This window comes from Sphingobacterium sp. IITKGP-BTPF85 (assembly GCF_001006065.1).
GTDB lineage: Bacteria > Bacteroidota > Bacteroidia > Sphingobacteriales > Sphingobacteriaceae > Sphingobacterium > Sphingobacterium anhuiense.
On record NZ_ASZT02000097.1, the window covers coordinates 1 to 19,928 of the forward strand.

The following is a 19,928-nucleotide window of genomic DNA, read 5'->3' on the forward strand; positions in this document are numbered from 1 at the left end:
TTCCGGAAATAGTTTGCAGTGAACCGGTAAACGGCTAATAACCTGACCGATAAATTTACCTATGACCTGTTCTCGGGGCGGAGAAATGGACAATCCTGGCTTTAAACTATAAAAAGGGGTATGCAGGGAGACTGTTCGTCCTCCGCCGTCTTTTATGGATGCAGTATGCTTTTACGTAATAGCCAGGTGGAAATTATATCTTCTCGGAGTATCGGTACAGCAGAATCATCGTTACTATTACTATTACTATTACTATTACTATTACTATTACTATTACTATTACTATTACTATTACCTTCCGTACAGATACTCCAGAATAAGGCATATTATAACCTGATCAGGAACTGATAGGGATTTGATTATTACTTAAGCTAGGATTTATAGAGAGATTACTGGGATTTTATAGGGGGTTAATAGGGCTTGACCACTACTAACCCTCTATAAACCCCCTCTTATACCCCTGTTATACCTCTACTATATTCGAACAAGATCCCTACTTGCTTATAACATGGTATCAACTCGCTAACAATAGTAGGTTTCTTTTTATTTACTTAAGTACAGTGTGATTTATGACGTTACTGATTACTTTAACGTCGTGCTATCATCTTATCAAAACAATGCTGCTCCATGAAGCAATCACACCTTGAAATCTCTTTAAATAAATGAAAGCTACAGCGTCCTTACGATGAGCATCGTAATATTAAGGAAAAATAAAATTGAAGTAAAAATCAAAATATACGCAAAGAAGCTCTGATTCATTTTATTAAGGAAAAGGCCGAAAAATAAAAAAGTCATCTCCGTTGAGATGACCTTAATAATCTTATTCCATAAATATTTCAAAAGCCGATTTCTACTTTTTAAAAACCCAAAATCGCTGAAGTGTATAATTAAATCCCAAGGAAACAATAATCTCCACTATTACTTTGGAGACTAATGGATGTAAGTGCCATATATCATCCAATAAATAAATACCACCCGACTTTAATAAAATACTTCCTGCAACTACAACTACAAATTTACCGAGCTGCTGGCCCAACGGGGCGGCAGTATTATTGAAAGACCAATAACGGTTAATAACGAAATTAACAATGGCTCCTAAAGAGCCACTGATTACATTTGAAAATGCTGGAGAAAAACTCAGCACTTTATAACAAAAAGTATAAATACCAAAATCGGAAAGACCACCTACAAAAGCAGATAACTGCGCCTTAAAGAACTCTTTGATTTTTGGGTTCATATCTTATAAATTTTCTGACTCTTTAGTTTTCTTCTCTTCAGCATCTCTGATATCGCCTAAATCTAATAACTTCTTAGTATCAATAGAATTGATAACAAAAAGAATAGCACAGATACCCATCACTAAGTAATGAATTGCACCTACAAAAAATACTTCTATAAGTAAAACAAGACATATAATGACCCTGATTTCTGTAGGCCCAACAATTCCTGCATCTATTGTATACTTATCTGTTACCTTATAACGCAACAAAGAAAGAATCATGCCCAGCCATACAAAGCTACCAATACAAAACCTGTTAATTCAAAATTACCTTTTGCATAAAATACATACCCCAGACCAATCAGTACCGTACTGATCCAATCCATTACAATATCCAGTGAAAATCCATACCATTTACGCGATTTATTTCTATAAAAAGCAATACGGCCATCAAGAGAGTCTCCGAACCATTGAATAAAAAAGCCTAGAATACCTAGCAGTAGATAATTAATGTCACAATATTGGGCCAAGATAAAACTTGCCATAATCATGACGGATCCAAATAGACCGATCGCTGTCAAACCATCGGACGAAATCCAATTTGGAATACGTGGAACTAAATATGAAATAAATTTCTGTTCCGGATTACTCAATATATTTGTTCTTTTTCTATCTTGAAAAGTTTTTTATTTATTTTTTGACCACTCATCTCTCTTTTTATTATAACCAATTATTATCACGGTACCACTGAATTGTAACCTTCAGTCCAGCATCCAAATCATAACGCGGTCTATATTGAATATTTTCTTTTGACGAACTGATGTCACATGCCCAACTGGCTGCTGTCAATTCATTTAATCTTTCCGGATACAATACCGGTATGGTGCTGGAATTTTTATAAGCCCGCTCCATAACCTGAGCAACACCTTTCACAAGACTAAATGGAAGATGAAATCTATATAATGATTTTGAAGTGTATTTCTTGAAAATTGTCGCCATTTCATAACGACCATAAACTTGGCCGTCTGTAATATTGTAAGATTTTTTATCTCCATTATCGAGAAAACAAGCATTTAAAATAGCATCTGTCAGATCTTTCACAAAGACAAACGTTAATTTTTGTGGCGATTTCCCGATATAGGCGTCAAATCCAGCATTTAATGTTTTAAATAAAACAAAAAGATCTTTCTCTTTGGGACCATACACGGCGGTGGGGCGAATAATCGAAAGCTTATTAGCTGCATATTTTTCAAGCATGCGTTCTGCTAACACCTTACTTCGACCATAAGCGGTCACAGGATGATACTCATTTTGTTCATTGATAGCTGGTGCATCATAGGCCACCGGGCCAATAGCTGCCAAACTACTGATAAAAACAAAACGTTCAAGAGGAATATTAGCCTGAAATACCGCATCTGCTAAAACTTCAGTATAACCGACATTAACATCAACAAGATCCTGCTCATTCTTCGCTCTAGTCATAGCTGCTCCATGAACAATATAGGCATATTGCTCTTGCTCCAGCAGTTTCAATAATGAATCCTTATCTTTAAAATCAGGATAAACAAATTGATCAACAAAAGACTTTATTTCACTGACATCACTGGTTTTCCGAACAGCTGCATGCACCTCCAAACCTGCCTCACGGGCAGCTTGAACGAGATGATAACCGACAAAACCACTTGCGCCTGTGATTAGGATTTTTTTTCTCATAGCGCTTGCTCATACAAACGATAGCGTTTGTATAATTCTCCATTGATTTGCTCGATGGCGTGATTCATCATATAATTAGTATCAAGCATCCACGAGCATTCTGCTCCTTTGACGGTAAAGCCATCGCCAGAGTTTTTAATTATCCTACCATAAAGGCAGGCTTCTATTCCTAATTTACGATACTCATCCAATACGCCAAGCATCAAAACTCGAATTAGGTTTACCTTTTTCAATCCAAAGAGCAATTTAAAAATCCCAGTCGGCAATAGTCTACCACGTTTGATTTTAATTAGAATCTGATTGATATCCGGAATTCCTAAAGCGAATCCAATGACCTTTCCATCCTTTTCAGCCAATAAAGCATATCGAGGATCAACGATCATTTTCATTTCCTTTGCAGCGTAGTTAAATTCATCTTCCGTAAAAGGCACAAAACCTAAGTTTTATCCCAAGCTTTATTATAGATCTCCCTAATTCGCTCGGTTTCATTTTTAAAATCCTTCAAGTTCATTTGACGAATCTTAATTCCCGAACGGTTTAATCGTTCTTCCAGTTTCTCCAACAACAGCACAGATCGTTTACTTGCTTTATTTTCCATCACTAGGTAGGCACGCAAATCAACTTTTTTTGAAAACCTGCTTGAGTAACTAATTCTGGATAATAAGGAAAATTATAAGGCATCATCGCTACAGGTGGGCTATCAAATCCTTCGATCAATAGACCACAAGTATCATTAGTCGTTAAATTAATTGGACCAACAATATTAGTTCCACCTTTAGCTTTCACCCAATCCTTTGCTGCTTGAAACAAAGCATTTGCAACCTCTTGATCGTTAATACAATCAAAAAATCCCCATTGCCCTTCCTGCACTTGATTGAATGAATTATGATTAACATTCCAAATTGCGGCGATACGACCGACCAGTTTTTGATCTTTGTATGCTAAAAATAATTGTGTGGAGGAATGTTTGTAGAAAGGATGCTTACCAGGAGTAAGCAAATCATACTGAGCAAGATATAGCTCTGGTACATAATAAGGATTTTCCGCATATAAACTATGCGGAAAATCTATATATAACCGTTTCTGTTTCTTTGTTTCAACGGGAATAACCTGTATCATAATAGACACTTAGATTAAAGATTCAACATCTGCTAATTTGAAGACTTTTACCATCTTCTCAATAGCTTCATCAATTTGATCAAAGCTATGTGTTGCCATTAAAGAGAAACGAATCAATGATTCTTCTGCAGGAACAGCAGGTGAAACTACTGGATTAACAAAAACCCCATCGTCTTGAAGCATTTTGGTTACCCAGAATGTTTTCTCGTTATTTCTAATAAAGATCGGTAATATAGGGCTTTCTGTAGCACCTAAATCAAATCCACTTTCTAAAAGTAATTTTTTAGCATAATTTGTATTTGACCATAATTTCTCAATATGCTGAGGTTCGGTTTGTATAATCTCCAAAGCTTTCAATGTCGAAGCGACAGAAGCTGGTGTCATACTTGCACTGAACATAACTGAACGCGCAGAGTGTTTCAAGTAATCGATAACATCAGCATCGCCTGATACAAAGCCACCTAGAGAGGCAAATGATTTACTGAAAGTACCCATAATTAAGTCGGCACTGTCGGTTAGTCCAAAGTGAGAGGCAGTACCTGCACCTTTTTCTCCGATTACACCTAAACTATGTGCATCATCAACCATAACAGTTGCATCAAATTCATCTGCAATCTTTATCAATTCAGGCAAATTAACAATATCTCCCTCCATACTGAAGATACCATCCGTTGCAATCAATTTACCACTTTCTTCTGGTAATCTAGCAATTTTTGCACGCAGATCATTCATATCATTGTGTGCATATTTGATTACTTTAGAAAAAGATAATCTACTTCCATCAATGATAGAAGCATGATCACGTTCATCCAATAAGATATAATCATTGCGCCCAGTAAGACATGATAATGGGCCCAAGTTTGATTGAAAACCTGTACTGAATAAAATAGTAGACTCTTTCCCCACATAAGCCGACAATTTCTCTTCAAGCTCCACATGAATATCTAAAGTACCATTTAAAAAACGAGATCCAGCACAACCGGTTCCATATTTTGCTAATGCGTCTTGAGAAGCTTTGATAATACGTTCATCCGTCGTTAACCCTAAATAAGAATTAGAACCAAACATCAAAACACGCTTGCCATCAATTTTCACTTCGGTATCCTGTCTCGACTGAATCGGTCTAAAATAAGCGTATAAGCCCTTAGCTTTTAATTCATTAACGATTTTAAATTGCGATATTCTCTCGCCTAATTTTCCTTTACTCATGCGATTAAAAGGTATTTCTTAAATTTTATAATTGTTTTTGATTGTAATGATTACCAAAATAATAGCTTCATCATCAACACTTTCAATTCCTACTTCCAAATAGATTAACACAAAATGACTTCATAATACTGCACGAAAAACAGTATTAAATCAAAAACGATGCAAACATACGAAAACAAAAGCTGACTTTCACTTAATGTTAGTCATATTTTTCACATATAAATATCGTAAAAATAATTTTAATTTAACACTTAAATTAAAATCCAAAAATAACAATGCTAAAAAAACACCATTATAATATTTATATTTGCTTTCCTATGTGATTACATTTAACAAACTTAATCTGGTTTGTATTGGAAATGGAATAGGAATAAATATATTAAGAAATTATGGCAATATCATCAGATATCAATATAAAAAATAAAAGAGCTTCATTTGAATACAACCTTCTGGACAGGTATGTTGCAGGAATACGTTTACTAGGCACTGAAATTAAATCAATTAGGGAAGGGAAAGCAAATATCAACGACAGTTTCTGCAACTTTTTCCATGATGGACTTTATTTGCGGAACATGCATATTGCCGAGTATTCGCATGGATCTTTTTACAATCATGAAGCAAAACGAGATCGCCAGTTGCTTTTAACAAAAAAAGAATTAAAAAAATTACGCGTGAAAGGTGAAGAGAAAGGGTTTACAATCGTTCCTTTACGTATTTTCATCAGTGCCAGAGGATTTGCAAAAGTCGAAATTGCCTTAGCACAAGGTAAAAAAGACTTTGACAAGCGTGATACAATCAAGGAAAGAGAAGGCAAAAGAGAGCTTGATAGGATGATGAAAAATAAAATTTTATTCTCCTATTATATAAGCACCGGGTGTCACTCCCACCCTGCTTTTAAAGAGACGGACGAAGTAGTTTACATCATTAAATCCCAAACTAAAGCACGTCTCTTTAACACTTCTTGTTTTTCGTAATAAGCTCTTTGCCTGTTGCATACGCGTTCGTATGATATATTCGATAGGCGTTATTCCCAACTCATTCTTAAAAAGGCGAAATAGACTTGATTTACTCATATTTGCCTGCTTTTCCAAAATTTCCACAGTAATGGATTCTGAAAGGTTGGCATGTATATAGTTCCGAATATGCTGTAATACCGTGTTTGTTTTTGTCTTGGCAATATCAAGTGATAATAGTGACTGCGTCTGTAAAAGACGAATAACTAATTCATTAAATGCTAAATCTGCTAATGCATCTTTCAACACATTATCTCCCGTAATGGTCTGAAATAATTTATTAATTAAATCTGTCAATTCGGGTGTATTATAGAGATGGAATAAATTCATATCTAATTTCCAATCTGCTAAATGTTGTTCTTTGGGATAGCACTCATTTAAACGGTTGATCACACCGTCTATCTTACTTTTACTTATGGTCAGCGCCGTACATTGCGTAGGGTCGGTAAAAGTCGCTTCGGGAAAATCGATCTGCATCTTACTATAGGCTGGCAAAACCATGGTCTGACCCGGTAAATAATCAAAGGAATCCACCTGTTGCAAATGCATCACTTTTTTACCCTGAATCATATTGATCATTACCAGATCATCAAACTGTAACGCTACTTTTTCTGACGCCTTATATGTTTCAAAGACATTAAGCTCCAAATTTTCTAACGTAAAAGCTCTCCTATTTTCTACCAAAGTAGAAAGTTCATGACGCGACGAAAATGGTAATGTATTTACAAGCCTGTTATTTATCATATCCCTATCTTTTATTATAATTGGCTGGTAATCAAACTTAGACAAATTGTCTTAAATATCCAATAGTATTAACTTGATTAATAGAAATATTTGCTGACAGTGTTGCACCTATAGTGCTATCGTTTGAAACTATAATGCTATACGAGAACAATCGTTTTCGTTAAATTTGGTATTCAACAATTTGTATAACATTATAAAAATAAATATTATGGCAGCAATTCAAAGACCATCGTTTAAAGAACGTTATGGAAATTACATTGGTGGAGAATTTGTTCCACCTACATTAGGTAAATATTTTGACAATATTTCTCCCTTAGATGGAAAAGTATTTACACAAGTCGCACATTCTACAAAAGAAGATTTAGAACTAGCTGTTGATACTGCCGCGAAAGCATTTGAAACTTGGGGAAAGACTTCAGCAACCGAAAGAAGCATCATTTTAAATAAAATAGCAGACCGCATCGAACAGAATTTAGAATATATTGCCACAGTGGAAACTGTTGACAACGGAAAAGCTGTTCGCGAAACATTAAATGCCGATATTCCTTTAGCCATTGATCACTTCCGTTATTTTGCAAGTGTTATCCGTGCTGAAGAAGGTTCACTAAGTGAATTGGATCAAAATACGGTGTCTCTTATTGTGCATGAACCTATTGGTGTGATCGCGCAGATTATCCCTTGGAACTTCCCTATTCTGATGGCTGTATGGAAATTAGCTCCTGCATTAGCTGCAGGTAACTGTGTGGTTCTAAAACCTGCGGAAAGTACCCCCACATCAATTCTTGTTTTAATGGAAATAATCGGTGATTTACTTCCTTCTGGTGTTGTTAACATCGTGAATGGTTTTGGTGGTGAATTAGGTCGCGCATTAGTAACAAACCCTAAAGTTTCTAAAGCTGCATTTACAGGTTCTACCGCAACAGGTCGTATGGTAATGCAGTATGCAACTGAAAATATCATTCCTGTAACATTGGAATTGGGCGGTAAATCTCCAAATGTTTTCTTCAGTTCTGTCATGGACCACGACGATGCATTTTTAGACAAAGCAATTGAGGGAGCTGTTCTGTTTGCATTAAATCAAGGTGAAATTTGCACTTGTCCATCGCGTTTATTGATTCAGGAGGATATTTACGAACGCTTTATTGCTAAAGTAATAGACCGTGTGAATCAAATTAAGTTGGTGATCCTTTGGACCCTGAGACTATGATGGGTGCACAGGCTTCAAAAATCCAAAAGGATAAAATCATGTCCTATATTAAATTGGGTAAAGAAGAGGGGGCAGAAGTATTAACTGGTGGCGATGAGAACCATTTGGGTGATGGCTTAGAAGATGGTTATTATATCAAACCAACTTTATTTAAGGGTCATAACAAAATGCGTATTTTCCAAGAGGAAATATTCGGCCCGGTATTAGCAGTAACTACATTTAAAGATGAAAAAGAGGCTTTAGAAATTGCTAATGATACCATTTATGGACTGGGAGCTGGTGTATGGACACGAGATGCTCATCAATTATACCAGATCCCGCGCGCTATCCAGGCTGGACGTGTATGGGTCAACCAATATCACTCTTATCCTGCAGGCGCTCCTTTTGGTGGTTATAAGCAATCGGGTATCGGACGTGAGAATCATAAAATGATGCTCGACCATTACCGTCAAACAAAAAATATGCTGATTTCTTATAGCAAAGAGAAACTTGGATTTTTCTAATCAGCAAAACACAATATTAAAAAATGGGGTTATCGATATAATCCCATTTTTAATTTCTTATGATACTGATATAAAAGCAATATATGATGACAGAGCGTTTAGCAGTTACTGAAAAAGCCAAAGAACTGATTCGTGAATTAGTAGCTCAACACGGAGATCTGATGTTCTATCAGGCTGGAGGGTGTTGCGAAGGCACACAGCCGCAATGTTTTGAAAAAGGTGGATACTATCCCAGAATGAATGATGCTATGATCGGGCTTGCTGAAGGTTATGAATTTTGGATCGATCGGGATTTATTTGAATATTGGAAATTTTCACATTTCACACTTGATGTACTTGATGGGTTTGGCCCGGGGGGATTTTCTTTAGAGTCTTCTTTGGGGAAAACTTTCAAAGTACACTATAGGCTATTTACTGAGGAAGAGTTAAACGACCTATCTCCTATAAAACGTATGGAATAACACGACCTGTTATTCCATACGCAATTTAGGATATCCGATATACTAATCGTCGATTTCCAGTCCCTGTAAAACTGGTATCGGCTTTTTATTGTCATCTAAGGCAACAAATGAGAAAACACCCTTCACCGCTAATTCTCTTCCATCTTTGTACATATCTTCTAAGAAGATCTCCACTTTTACCTTTAAGCTAGTTCTTCCTACATGTATTACTTCCGCAATAGCTTCAATCATACTACCTGCAGGGATTGCTTTTTCAAAATCAATCTTATCTGAGGAAACAGTTACGAGTGCTTTTCTACAAAACCGTGTTGCACACATAAAAGTTACCTCGTCCATGATCGCCATGGCTTTACCACCAAATAATGTTGCGTGGTGATTTGTTGTAAACGGAAAAACAGTTATAAAATGATGTGTTCTCGACTGTTCAATTCTTTCTTGTAATGTCATTTTTGTTTAATTTCTTCCTTGTTCTACGTCGACTCCAATACCTTTTAACAACATTGAAGCATTAAATATTTTACACTCTCCTATTTTCAGTTTATAATCGAATAGCATTTCTCCTTGGATCACCTGTATATCAAAGTGGTAATTCTTTACAACCTGCGGATATTCATCGGCTAACGTTGATAATTGCAGATCATGCGTTGCAACCATTCCCTTTCCTTTTTCTGTAATCAATTTTTTGATAATAGCTCTAGATCCTAAGTATTTATCAACAGAATTAGTTCCTCTTAACATCTCATCGATTAAAAAGAAACTATCGTTGCGTTCCGCTACAGTTTCTAAAATAAATTTCATACGGTCCAATTCTGCTTTAAAAGTTGACGTACTTTCATTCAGATTATCCTTAATGCGCATATAAGATATCAAATGAAACATCGGAATTTTGAAAGATCTTGCTGGCACTACTGCTCCCGCATAAGCCAAAACAGCATTTATACCGACAGTACGCAGAAATGTACTCTTTCCAGCCATATTGGATCCTGTCACCAAAGCGATTTCATGGTCAGCATTGGTATAGGTATTGGCAATAGATTTATCAGAAGCAATCAAGGGATGCGCCAAATCGACAGCTTCTATGGGTGTCTCCAGATGGTCAAGAATAATTGGGGTAGTCCATTCAGCATGATTACGCTTCCAAGTACCTAAACTCACCAAAGCCTCTACTTCTGCTAAAGTATCAAAAGCTTCCAAAATATTAGCTTGATACTTAGCTTTCCAGTCTACAATGGCCAATACCTGCTTAAAATCCCATAAAAATATCAGATTTAAAACTGTCCCGACCATCATGTTGTTTCGGGCATCCAGATTACTGATCAGCTTACCCAATTTCTTGAACGCATGGGAAACCGAATCTGATGACCCCTCTATTTTTAATTTTTCCTGTAATTCCTGGTTACGGTTCGCTGTCCAAGCCCTATTTTCGACCAGTTCCATACTTGCGGCATATGAATCCAGCAGATTTCCTACTTTATCGATCCGACTGGAAAAAAAAGAAATTTTGCCACCATTGAACATTGACCAAAGGATATGGATCAATCCTATGATGACTGGGAGGTATGCCACAGATGGAACAAAAACGGCTAAAACGACCGATCCTATAAATATAAAAGGGGCAAGCTTAACATAGATCCGCATAATTGCGCTTCCGAATGTAAAATCTCCGGACTCAAAATAGGTTGCTAAAAAAGACTTTACATCTAGCTTCTGATTCAGATTTGATAAAAGCTTTGCTTGAAAATCCTGACTCCAACGCATATCACTAGCTATTTCAGCTGCAGCTTCCTGACGTTTCACAATCTCGCCACGCTTTGCATCATTAAGTAACCAACTACCTAATACCGCTATACTCAGTTTTGTAGTTGAGCGGTTTAATAACTCAAATAGCGAATGATTTCCTACAATGTCCAGATCGGAGCTGTAAGGATGCTTACCATCTTCCAGATGCATACCGTTATCGTAGATATTGACTCCTGTATTTGCTAGCGTTAGCTCATTGACATTGACCGCTAATAACGCTTTCTGGTAATCACTTATTTTTTCTAATTTACTTTGTCTATTAACCAAAAAAGCAAAAAGAAATATCAGTGCAAAAAATAAAATCAATACAAGAACAAGATTTTCAAGCTGAAATGAATAGAATAGCGCTGCCCCACCAAAAATAATAACACCGAGGCGATAAAAACTATTCTTATTGATCACTCTGTCGAGCTTTTTTACTTCCTGTTCAATCTGTTCCTTATTGCTAAGATATAAATCCATTATTTTATCTTTCATTGAAGTATAATTTGTTGTTTAACGGTAATGAAGCGAGCATAAGCATACTCCTCCCCAAAAGCAATACAGATGCTCATGCTCGCTTCCATCTGAATATAATTATTTATGAGTATCCATTTTCAACGGCATTATAGGCACGTTACACTCATTTTGTTTACTTTTTATTAATTATTTAAGGCATTCACATCTTCTTTACCAGCAGTTTGATGTATCATTAGTTATTAGATGCACGCAGTAAAACTGCCTCATTAATTTGATGCATTGAGATCACAGTGCTATTCTTTATCATCAGCCCTATATTCGTCATTTCTCTGAACATTTAATAGTAAGAAGGGATCATAATCCAAATCGCTAAAAAAAAGCCTGGTTATTACCAAGCTTGATCCCCAACCAAAGGGACAAATCTAAATGTATCTAATTCAATTCTATCAAAATCATTCTCACCAACCCGAATGATTGTGACCATTTTTTGTTCTTTCTCATCACCTACCGGTATTACAAATATACCCCCTATTTTTAACTGCTTCAGCATAATCTCGGGTACAAATGGAGCACCCGCAGTTACGATAATCTTATCATATGGTGCATGCTGTTCAATTCCTTTGGAACCGTCCCCACAGAAAAAATGGGGTTTATATCCCATATATGGCAATACCTGTATGGTTCTATTATATAAATTTTCTTGTCGTTCTATGGTATAAACCTGAGCGCCTAGCTCCAGCAGTATACAAGTTTGATATCCCGAACCTGTTCCTATTTCTAAAACCTTATCTCCTTTTTTAACATGCAGCAGTTCCGATTGATAAGCAACAGTATACGGTTGAGATATCGTTTGTCCATCGCCGATTGGAAATGCGATATCTTTATATGCTTGATTCCAAAAGGTTTCATCAAAGAAAAAATGACGTGGTACTTTAGCAATGGCATTCAGCACATTCTGGTCACTAATACCTCTTGTCTTCAGCAGCTGCACCAATTGCTTACGAGCACCTTTTTCTCTATAATTATCTACAAATTTATACGCCATTATGACTCAAAAATACTATTGTTATTTAACAATTACCACTACAAGAACTTTTTCATAACTAATCAATTAGCCTGCAAGCTATTTCATTTGAAAAGAATAATTTTTGGCTAATTTCATCTACCGATTCCTCTAATAAGGATCTACATCGATCACAATGCGTGAACCCGTGTTTGCTTTATCTGCAATAAAATCATTCTTCACCATCTTAATCAGATCTTTTACTTTAACAATACTGATGTTATTGCGTTCAATTTTCAATGTGATCGTCTGAATAAAATAATTACGTACTCTTCCTACTAAAGGGGTTTCTGGTCCAAGAACCCGTGAACCTAATTGCTGGCGCAGACCTGACGCAAATTTTTTAGCTCCGTCATAACATTTCTGGATATCCATATGCTTAATATCAATTCTGATCACACGGTAGAACGGCGGATATGCGAAATTTTTACGTTCAATGATCTCTGTATCAAACATGGCTTGATAATCATGCGCAACAACCTGTTCTAACACACGGTGTTTTGGTGTGTAAGTCTGAATGATAACCTGTCCTCCTGCCTCTCTTCTTCCTGCACGTCCTGCGACCTGCAAGAAAAGTGAAAAAGCTCTTTCATAGGCTCTAAAATCAGGGAAATTAATCATGGTATCTGCATTGATGATACCGATTAAGCTGACCTTTCCAAAATCCAGTCCTTTTGCAACCATTTGTGTACCGATCAGAATATCAAATTCATGTTCATCAAAAGCACCTATAATTTTATCAAAACCATTTTTCCCTTTTGTAGAATCTAGATCCAAACGTCCTATTCGGACATTAGGCATCAGTAATTCCAGTTCTTCCTCTACACGCTCGGTTCCAAAACCTTTACTTTCAATATGTGGCATACCACATGCGGGGCAGATTTTAATTGGAGGTTCCACGTGGCCACAGTAATGGCAATGCATCATGTTTGAACTCTTATGGTAAGTCATACTGACATCACAGTTCACACATTTAGCTACAAAACCACAGGTGTTACATTGAATTATGGTGGTATGTCCACGTCGATTCTGAAATAGAATCACTTGTTCCTTACGTTCCAATGCTCCTTCTATAGCTTTTAATAAAGTACCCGAGAAGTATGAAAACATATTTTCCTTTCTTCCTTCTTGCGGTATATCGACAATATGGATTTCTGGCAATTGTGCTTGACCAAAACGTTCTAAAAGCTGTACAAAACCATATTTCTTGGATTTTGCATTATAGAAACTTTCAATAGATGGTGTTGCAGAACCTAGTAAGACTTTAGTCTGATGAATATACCCCAAATATATCGCTGTATCACGGGCATGATAGCGCGGTGCGGGATCATATTGTTTGTAAGAACTCTCATGCTCTTCATCGACAATAATAATCCCCAGATCTTGAAAAGGTAAAAACACGGAAGAACGGGCACCTACGATAACCTTAAATTCGTTTTTCATTACCTTATGCCATACCTCAGCACGTTCGTTATCATTAAATTTCGAATGATATACACCAAGTTTATCGCCAAAATGCAATTTGAGACGTGCGGTAATCTGTGATGTTAAAGCTATTTCAGGCAGTAAATATAGGGCTGAATGACCTCTTGCCAATGCTTCCTCAATCAATCTGATATAGAGTTGTGTTTTCCCCGATGCTGTCACACCATGCAATAAGGTGACATCTTTAGTTTCAAAGCACTGATGAATTTCGTCAAAAACACGTTTTTGATTATCATTAAATTCAAAATTGGCCTCCAATTCGAGATCTTCTCCTTGAAAACGGCTGACGACTTTCTCTTTTACCTGAAATACGCCTTTATCAACTAATGCTGTAATGGCGCCCGAACCACATCCCGATGCTTCCATTATCATCTGTCGGGTAACATCCACTCCTTTTTTCAACAATTGCATGAAACCCAATACGGCATCCTGCTGTTTTGGAGCTCGATTTAAGGCATCTAATAAGTTCCGTTTACCATCTTCATCCCGAAATTCCGGAGCAAAAGAGAAAAAAACTTTAGTCTTTGGTTTATATCGTTCAGTAATCTCTTCAGAAATCAATATTATTCCCTTATCAAACATCGCTTTCAATATGGGGAAAACAGACTTTTGACTCAATAGCTTAACGATATCATTTACTTTTAGTTCACCGGCCACCTCAAGTGCTTCAATGATCAGATACTCTTTATCAGTCAAAGTCGAACGGTCGAAATCTTCTGGAATAGCCGAGGCGATCTTAGTTTCACTTGCCAATTTCAAAGCAGAGGGTAAAGCAGCTTGCATAACCTCTCCCAATGAACACATATAATAATCAGATATCCAGTCCCACAACTGTAGTTGTGCACCATCTACGATAGGTTTTTCATCAATGATGTCTAAAATATACTTTGCTTCATAATGCTTTGGAGCCTCTTTCGTTATTTGTTTTACAATAGCAGAATAGATTTTATTCTTTCCAAATTGCACCATAACACGAACACCGACCTGGATCTTATCATTCCATTCAACTGGAATTCGGTAAGTATAGGTATTCGCTAATGCTAAAGGCAAAATAACATCAACAAAAACAGTTGCTCGGTCTGTAAAAAATAAGTTTTGAGGCTCTGGCATATTCATTTCAAGTATCATGTAAAATTACTAAAAAATAAGCCCTCGAAAAAACGTTAATTTCTCCGAGGGCTCATCTTACGGTAATAAAACCGTTAAATTATGACTTATTCTTTAATGCAGCAACGAAAAGTGCTGCCCAACCTACTATAAAGGCGACCCCACCCAGCGGTGTTATTGGGCCAAGAATAGCTGGATTTCCAAAACCTGTAATTTCGCGCACACTTAACAGATATAAAGAACCTGAAAAGAAAAGCAATCCAATTATAAAGGCTATAAATGAGACACGGATAGATGCAGTTTTTGCCCGCGAAAAAGTGGACAGAAACAACAAAGCCAAAGTATGGTAAAAATGGTACTGATTGGCAGTTTTCCAAGTTTCGATATGTTGTTCACTAATCTTACCTTCTAAACCATGCGCACCAAAAGCGCCTAAAATAACAGCTAGTGCACCAAAAAATGCAGCCACTAGGATGATTCTCTTATTCATTAATCGAAAATTACGTCTATATTTTATTAATGCTGGATAAATGTATCAAATCTTCCTCAGAAAAGGAGAATATTTGTTAAATTTATTGTTACAAAAGAGTACTTACATTTGTGACAACTCAGGTTCCAGATATTTTTTAGTACGTTTGTTATTAGATATGAGAAATACGATTATTGTTACTGTCCTACTTTTTATAGCCGTAGTTGCGGCTTCCATCTACTACTTCTCCGACAGCAGCAGCAAGCAAGAAACTGCGACAAAAACACTCCAGTATTTACCTGCTGATACCTACTTCATTGCAGCTTTCAGAAATAACGAAACAACGGATACAATTTTCCAGAATTTCGAACTGTTTGAAGCAATTCAGGGAAAACAAGATTTTGACAATCTCAAAACAATTAAGCAGGATTTCTTAAGTGCGGCATCGATTAAAGGCAAAGTGCAAGATGTGGAAGTCATTCTTTCCTATCACCCTACAAAATCGGGTATGGCATCATTATATACGGTCGGTCTGAATGAAAAAATAAACGATAAGACCTTAGAAGCTTTATTTCAAGGTGTAGATAAAAAATACAAGAAAAATCAAACTGACACGCTAGGTCACCGCATTTACAGTTTTGATAAAGGTATTAAAGATTCTGTGCTGTTCTGTACACTTCATGAAAATATTCTTTTTGCTGGTTATAATCCTTCAATAATCCATCAGGTCATTGATAAATCGGTTAAAAAATTAGATCATAAGCAAATTGAATTCTTCATCAGTCAAAACAGTAAGAATACTCCGTTAAGTCTTTATTTTAGTAATAATCAAATTGCAACTCTAGCAAAAAAATCATGCGCAGTAAGTTTGGCATGTATCTTAATCAAATTGATTCATTACAAGGATCTACAGCCTGGAATCTAAACTTCAAAGATGATGCATTAATTTTTAAAGGAGAAACGCAGCTTAACCTGAATCAGCATAACTATCTGCAACTTTTTGCTCATCAATCACCACAAGTGCAAACTTTAGCTAATTTTTTACCAAAAAACACCTCTTCCTACATTAACTATAGCCTTTCTGATATCAATAGCTTTCATCGCTCACTTAGCGATTTATTTACCTATCGAAAGGAAGCTGATAAAATTAAGAGCCATCAAAAGCTCATTGAGAATGAAGGAAAAGTAATCTTTCAAACTGATATTTTACCTTTATGGAATGATGAATTTGCAATTGCGGAATTGGATAATGAGAATATTCTAGGTCTTGTTAGTTTAGCTGATAGCAGTAAATTTATAGAAACTTCAAAAAAATAAGCCGCAATCAAGGAGATGATATCTACCAATTTGATTATTCCAACATTCTTTATTCAAGTTTCGGAGATCCCTTCAAAAGTTTTCAGCGTCCATACTTTACAAGAATCGGAAAAGTACTTGTTGTGGCAAATCAGACCGGTGTTCTACGAAAGTACCGTCAGGCTTATTTCGATAACCAGATGATGTCTGGAACAGCCATCTTCAAGAATCATAGTGCCATTCAGAGTAACAGAGCGAATGTTACGTTTTATATTGAACCTGAAACAGCGAAGAATACAATCATTAATAACTTAAAGTCGGAGTATGCTAAAAACTTCAGAGATAAGGAACTTTTTGGTTATCAAAATTTTTACTCGACTTCTTTGCAGGTAAGTGGAAATGCTGGTGGATTTATTTCAGGTTTTTATGCCTTATACAAATCTAAAAATCGTTTTGGAGGGACTGCAGCATGGACATTTCAAATGAACTCAAAATTAATCAATAATCCTTGGGTATTTAATCAGACTGAAAACAGCAAATTTATTTTAGTACAAGAGCAGGATCATACGGTCTATGCACTCAGCCTTCTGGTAAAGAATTATGGAAAACACTCTTTCAGGGAGAAATTTTAGGGCAACCGATTCAATTGCAGGACCGTAGTATACTGTTGAATACCAGAAGTCGTCTGTATCGTTTTTCTCCTGATGGAAAGTTAATACCTGGTTTTTCTGTGGGTTTACCAAGCAATGCCTCTGCAGGTCTTACACTGACAAATTTCAACAATGAAAAAAGAATCTATATTCCGTGCTCAAACCAGATAGCTGTATACGATCTGACGGGAAAAAAGATCGAAGATTGGAAAAATCCAAGCTTGGACAGCAAAATTTTATTTGATTTGAAAGCAGCTACAATTGCTAATCAAAATTTTATCATTGCAGGAACCAGCCAAGGGTCAGTTTACTTTTTTAATGAAGATGGTACTCTTATCCGTAAAGAAGAGCTTAATGTCAATGGGCAAACGTTAAAGAACCCAATTGGTTGATAACAACTTCGGATATGAAGAATTCCTTTGTTATTGTACCGAAAGATAAAGGAGAAGTGATTAAAGTTCCTTTCGAGGGAGATCCGATCAAATTAAAAATTGGCGATTGGGGCACAAACTTTACGTTCAACTTTGAAGATGTAAGTGGCAGTGCGGATAAAGATTACGTTGTTCTTAGTGACAATAATCTATCTGTGTATAACCAGAAAGATAGCACTAAATATTTTGCATACAAATTTGTGGACGATGTCAGTAACAGACCTTTATTCTTTAAAGTGACAAACAATAACGATCTTGTTGCTGTAGGTACAGATAACCGTATGATTTATATCTTCAATGAAGATGGTCTTGTAAGAAATGGCTTTCCTGTAGAAGGTATGTCAAAATTCTATTTTGGTCCTATCGATTTCGGGAATAATTCATCTTATTTAATTAGCTCTAAACGAGATCACAAAATTTATGTTTATAAATTTTAACAAATTGTATTTCAAAAATTTAAAAACATAAATCAAAAATCAAAAACGTCTCAAATGTTTATAAAAAAATGCTATAAATATTTTTTTTTATAGTAGGTTTGCAGACTTAATACGAATATGCTGACATCAGAACAACTAAAAACACTTTTATCAGAACCTAAAAGAATTGTAATCACTACGCACTTCAAGCCGGATGGCGATGCGCTGGGTTCTTCATTAGGTCTATTTTATTGCTAAAAGGCCATAAACATGATGTAAGCCTTATCGTTCCATCCGATTTCCCATCCTTTTTAGACTGGTTACCGGGTTTAGAACATGTGCGCATTTACACCAAAGAAGTACAAGAAAATCAAAAATTAATTGCCGATGCTGAAATCATTTTCTGCCTTGATTTTAATGGACTGTCCCGTATCCATGATATGGCAGTTCCTGTTGAAAACGCGACAGGTATAAAATGTATGATTGACCACCATCTTGAACCTCAAGGTTTTCATGATTATGAATATTGGGATCCTAAAGCTGCGGCAACTGCACAGCTAATTTTCAGATTTATAACAACAGAAATGCAAGATGCTGGCAGTATCTCTGCAGATATGGCAACCTGCCTGTATACAGGCATTATGACCGACACAGGTTCATTCCGTTTCCGTTCTACGACTTCAGAAATACACCGGATAATCGCGAGCTTGATCGATTGTGGCGCAGAGAACTGGGCTATTCACGAGCTGATCTATAACAGTTCTTCGGAAGGAAGGTTAAAATTCTTAGGATACTGCTTACTCAATCGTTTAGAAGTATTCCCAGAGTACAACACAGCCATGATTTACGTTACACAAGAAGATTTAAAAAGCTTCGAAGTGATTACTGGAGATACCGAAGGACTTGTGAATTATGCATTGTCAATTAAAGGAATTCGATTAGCTGCATTAATTATTGACAGAAAAGAACAAATTAAATTATCTTTGCGCTCGATTGGTGATGTTCCATGCAATGAAATATGCAAAACATATTTTAATGGCGGTGGTCATCTCAATGCATCTGGAGGAAATTCACATGATGATCTACAAACGGTTATCAATACATTTAAATCCGCTTTACCGAATTATAAAGAAATATTAACAAAATAAGATAGCAATAAAACTGAAATGAAGAAATCAATTCTATTATTCGCGGCATCAGGACTATTATTAACTGCTTGCCAAAATTTTAAAAAGGCTGAAGGTGGCTAGAATACAAAATCGCTAAAGATGCTGGTGCTGAAAAAGCTGTATCTGGTGATTTATTGTCGGTAGACATGGTTGTTAAAACAGATAGAGATTCATTATTAAATAGTACTTTTGATGCTGGAATTCCACAAATCGTACAATTATATCCAGATAGTATCATCAAACAAAACCCAGGAGATCCAACAGGTTTATTTAAACTTGTAGGTGAAGGTGATAGTTTGGTATTTAAAATCGATTTAGATTCTGTAGCTGCCAAAACACAACAACCAAAACCAGCATTTGCTGATAAATATATTATCTATACGATTAAAGTTCAA

Annotated in this window: 21 protein-coding genes and 3 pseudogenes; 10 read left to right on the forward strand and 14 right to left on the reverse strand. The window is 36.1% G+C overall.

Annotation, left to right across the window (positions count from 1 at the left end; all coding sequences use genetic code 11):
• Positions 1–850 precede the first annotated feature (850 nt).
• From L950_RS17185 to spt, 8 genes are all read right to left on the reverse strand, one after another.
• On the reverse strand, positions 851–1,237 hold the full coding sequence (locus tag L950_RS17185; RefSeq protein WP_021190541.1) for a GtrA family protein: 387 nt from the start codon (positions 1,235–1,237) through the stop codon (positions 851–853).
• A 3-nt stretch (positions 1,238–1,240) separates the two neighbouring features.
• Positions 1,241–1,501: a hypothetical protein gene (locus L950_RS33680; RefSeq protein ID WP_231577367.1), complete on the reverse strand. Its 261-nt coding sequence runs from the start codon at positions 1,499–1,501 to the stop codon at positions 1,241–1,243.
• Complete coding sequence (locus L950_RS33685; RefSeq protein ID WP_231577368.1) at positions 1,498–1,872, reverse strand: CDP-alcohol phosphatidyltransferase family protein; 375 nt, start codon at positions 1,870–1,872, stop codon at positions 1,498–1,500. Before L950_RS33685 ends, L950_RS33680 begins: the two co-directional genes overlap by 4 nt.
• A 67-nt stretch (positions 1,873–1,939) precedes the next feature.
• Positions 1,940–2,932, reverse strand: coding sequence for an NAD-dependent epimerase/dehydratase family protein (locus tag L950_RS17195; RefSeq protein ID WP_021190542.1), 993 nt, complete (start codon positions 2,930–2,932; stop codon positions 1,940–1,942).
• Positions 2,929–3,363: a hypothetical protein gene (locus L950_RS33690; protein ID WP_231577369.1), complete on the reverse strand. Its 435-nt coding sequence runs from the start codon at positions 3,361–3,363 to the stop codon at positions 2,929–2,931. The genes L950_RS17195 and L950_RS33690 overlap by 4 nt, the downstream gene beginning before the upstream one ends.
• Before the next feature lie 5 nt (positions 3,364–3,368).
• A complete protein-coding gene (locus L950_RS33695; protein WP_231577370.1) occupies positions 3,369–3,548 on the reverse strand; it encodes a hypothetical protein in 180 nt (59 codons plus the stop codon).
• Complete coding sequence (locus L950_RS33700; protein WP_231577371.1) at positions 3,533–4,051, reverse strand: hypothetical protein; 519 nt, start codon at positions 4,049–4,051, stop codon at positions 3,533–3,535. Before L950_RS33700 ends, L950_RS33695 begins: the two co-directional genes overlap by 16 nt.
• Before the next feature lie 9 nt (positions 4,052–4,060).
• The gene (gene spt / locus L950_RS17205) at positions 4,061–5,260 is read right to left on the reverse strand and encodes a serine palmitoyltransferase (RefSeq protein ID WP_021190543.1); all 1,200 of its coding nucleotides are present in this window, start codon (positions 5,258–5,260) and stop codon (positions 4,061–4,063) included.
• A gap of 389 nt (positions 5,261–5,649) precedes the next feature.
• On the opposite strand from spt, the pseudogene smpB reads away from it, so the two are divergent.
• Positions 5,650–6,099 (forward strand): annotated as a pseudogene (gene smpB / locus L950_RS33705) (SsrA-binding protein SmpB); the annotation flags it as partial.
• A gap of 9 nt (positions 6,100–6,108) precedes the next feature.
• On the opposite strand, the gene L950_RS17210 reads toward smpB, so the two are convergent.
• On the reverse strand, positions 6,109–7,017 hold the full coding sequence (locus L950_RS17210; protein ID WP_021190547.1) for a helix-turn-helix domain-containing protein: 909 nt from the start codon (positions 7,015–7,017) through the stop codon (positions 6,109–6,111).
• Between the two features lie 208 nt (positions 7,018–7,225).
• On the opposite strand from L950_RS17210, the pseudogene L950_RS17215 reads away from it, so the two are divergent.
• Both L950_RS17215 and L950_RS17220 read left to right on the forward strand, forming a co-directional pair.
• Positions 7,226–8,727 (forward strand): annotated as a pseudogene (locus tag L950_RS17215) (aldehyde dehydrogenase family protein).
• Positions 8,728–8,810: 83 nt separating this feature from the next.
• Positions 8,811–9,188, forward strand: coding sequence for a DUF779 domain-containing protein (locus L950_RS17220; RefSeq protein WP_021190548.1), 378 nt, complete (start codon positions 8,811–8,813; stop codon positions 9,186–9,188).
• 42 nt (positions 9,189–9,230) lie between these two features.
• Here L950_RS17220 and L950_RS17225 read toward each other — a convergent pair whose 3' ends face one another.
• From L950_RS17225 to L950_RS17245, 5 genes are all read right to left on the reverse strand, one after another.
• Entirely contained in the window at positions 9,231–9,635 is a 405-nt protein-coding gene (locus L950_RS17225) for an acyl-CoA thioesterase (protein WP_021190549.1), read from the reverse strand.
• 6 nt (positions 9,636–9,641) lie between these two features.
• On the reverse strand, positions 9,642–11,465 hold the full coding sequence (locus L950_RS17230; RefSeq protein WP_021190550.1) for a MutS-related protein: 1,824 nt from the start codon (positions 11,463–11,465) through the stop codon (positions 9,642–9,644).
• A 370-nt stretch (positions 11,466–11,835) separates the two neighbouring features.
• Positions 11,836–12,492 carry a protein-L-isoaspartate(D-aspartate) O-methyltransferase gene (locus tag L950_RS17235; RefSeq protein ID WP_021190551.1) on the reverse strand — a complete coding sequence of 219 codons (657 nt, stop codon included), beginning with the start codon at positions 12,490–12,492 and terminating at the stop codon, positions 11,836–11,838.
• A gap of 129 nt (positions 12,493–12,621) precedes the next feature.
• Complete coding sequence (gene priA / locus L950_RS17240) at positions 12,622–15,123, reverse strand: primosomal protein N' (RefSeq protein WP_231577372.1); 2,502 nt, start codon at positions 15,121–15,123, stop codon at positions 12,622–12,624.
• Between the two features lie 79 nt (positions 15,124–15,202).
• Complete coding sequence (locus L950_RS17245) at positions 15,203–15,592, reverse strand: DUF423 domain-containing protein (RefSeq protein ID WP_021190553.1); 390 nt, start codon at positions 15,590–15,592, stop codon at positions 15,203–15,205.
• Between the two features lie 157 nt (positions 15,593–15,749).
• On the opposite strand from L950_RS17245, the gene L950_RS26845 reads away from it, so the two are divergent.
• The 7 genes and pseudogenes from L950_RS26845 to L950_RS26870 form a co-directional block, all read left to right on the forward strand.
• Complete coding sequence (locus L950_RS26845; protein WP_156169741.1) at positions 15,750–16,496, forward strand: hypothetical protein; 747 nt, start codon at positions 15,750–15,752, stop codon at positions 16,494–16,496.
• Positions 16,445–16,888, forward strand: a complete 444-nt coding sequence (locus L950_RS26850) for a hypothetical protein (protein ID WP_021190555.1) — start codon at positions 16,445–16,447, stop codon at positions 16,886–16,888. The genes L950_RS26845 and L950_RS26850 overlap by 52 nt, the downstream gene beginning before the upstream one ends.
• A gap of 122 nt (positions 16,889–17,010) precedes the next feature.
• The gene (locus L950_RS26855) at positions 17,011–17,499 is read left to right on the forward strand and encodes a hypothetical protein (RefSeq protein ID WP_021190556.1); all 489 of its coding nucleotides are present in this window, start codon (positions 17,011–17,013) and stop codon (positions 17,497–17,499) included.
• Between the two features lie 35 nt (positions 17,500–17,534).
• Positions 17,535–17,909 carry a hypothetical protein gene (locus L950_RS26860; RefSeq protein WP_021190557.1) on the forward strand — a complete coding sequence of 125 codons (375 nt, stop codon included), beginning with the start codon at positions 17,535–17,537 and terminating at the stop codon, positions 17,907–17,909.
• A gap of 14 nt (positions 17,910–17,923) precedes the next feature.
• Positions 17,924–18,385, forward strand: a complete 462-nt coding sequence (locus L950_RS26865) for a hypothetical protein (RefSeq protein WP_021190558.1) — start codon at positions 17,924–17,926, stop codon at positions 18,383–18,385.
• A gap of 230 nt (positions 18,386–18,615) precedes the next feature.
• Entirely contained in the window at positions 18,616–19,512 is an 897-nt protein-coding gene (locus L950_RS17255) for a DHH family phosphoesterase (RefSeq protein WP_021190559.1), read from the forward strand.
• A gap of 167 nt (positions 19,513–19,679) precedes the next feature.
• Positions 19,680–19,928: pseudogene (locus L950_RS26870) on the forward strand (peptidylprolyl isomerase); the annotation flags it as partial.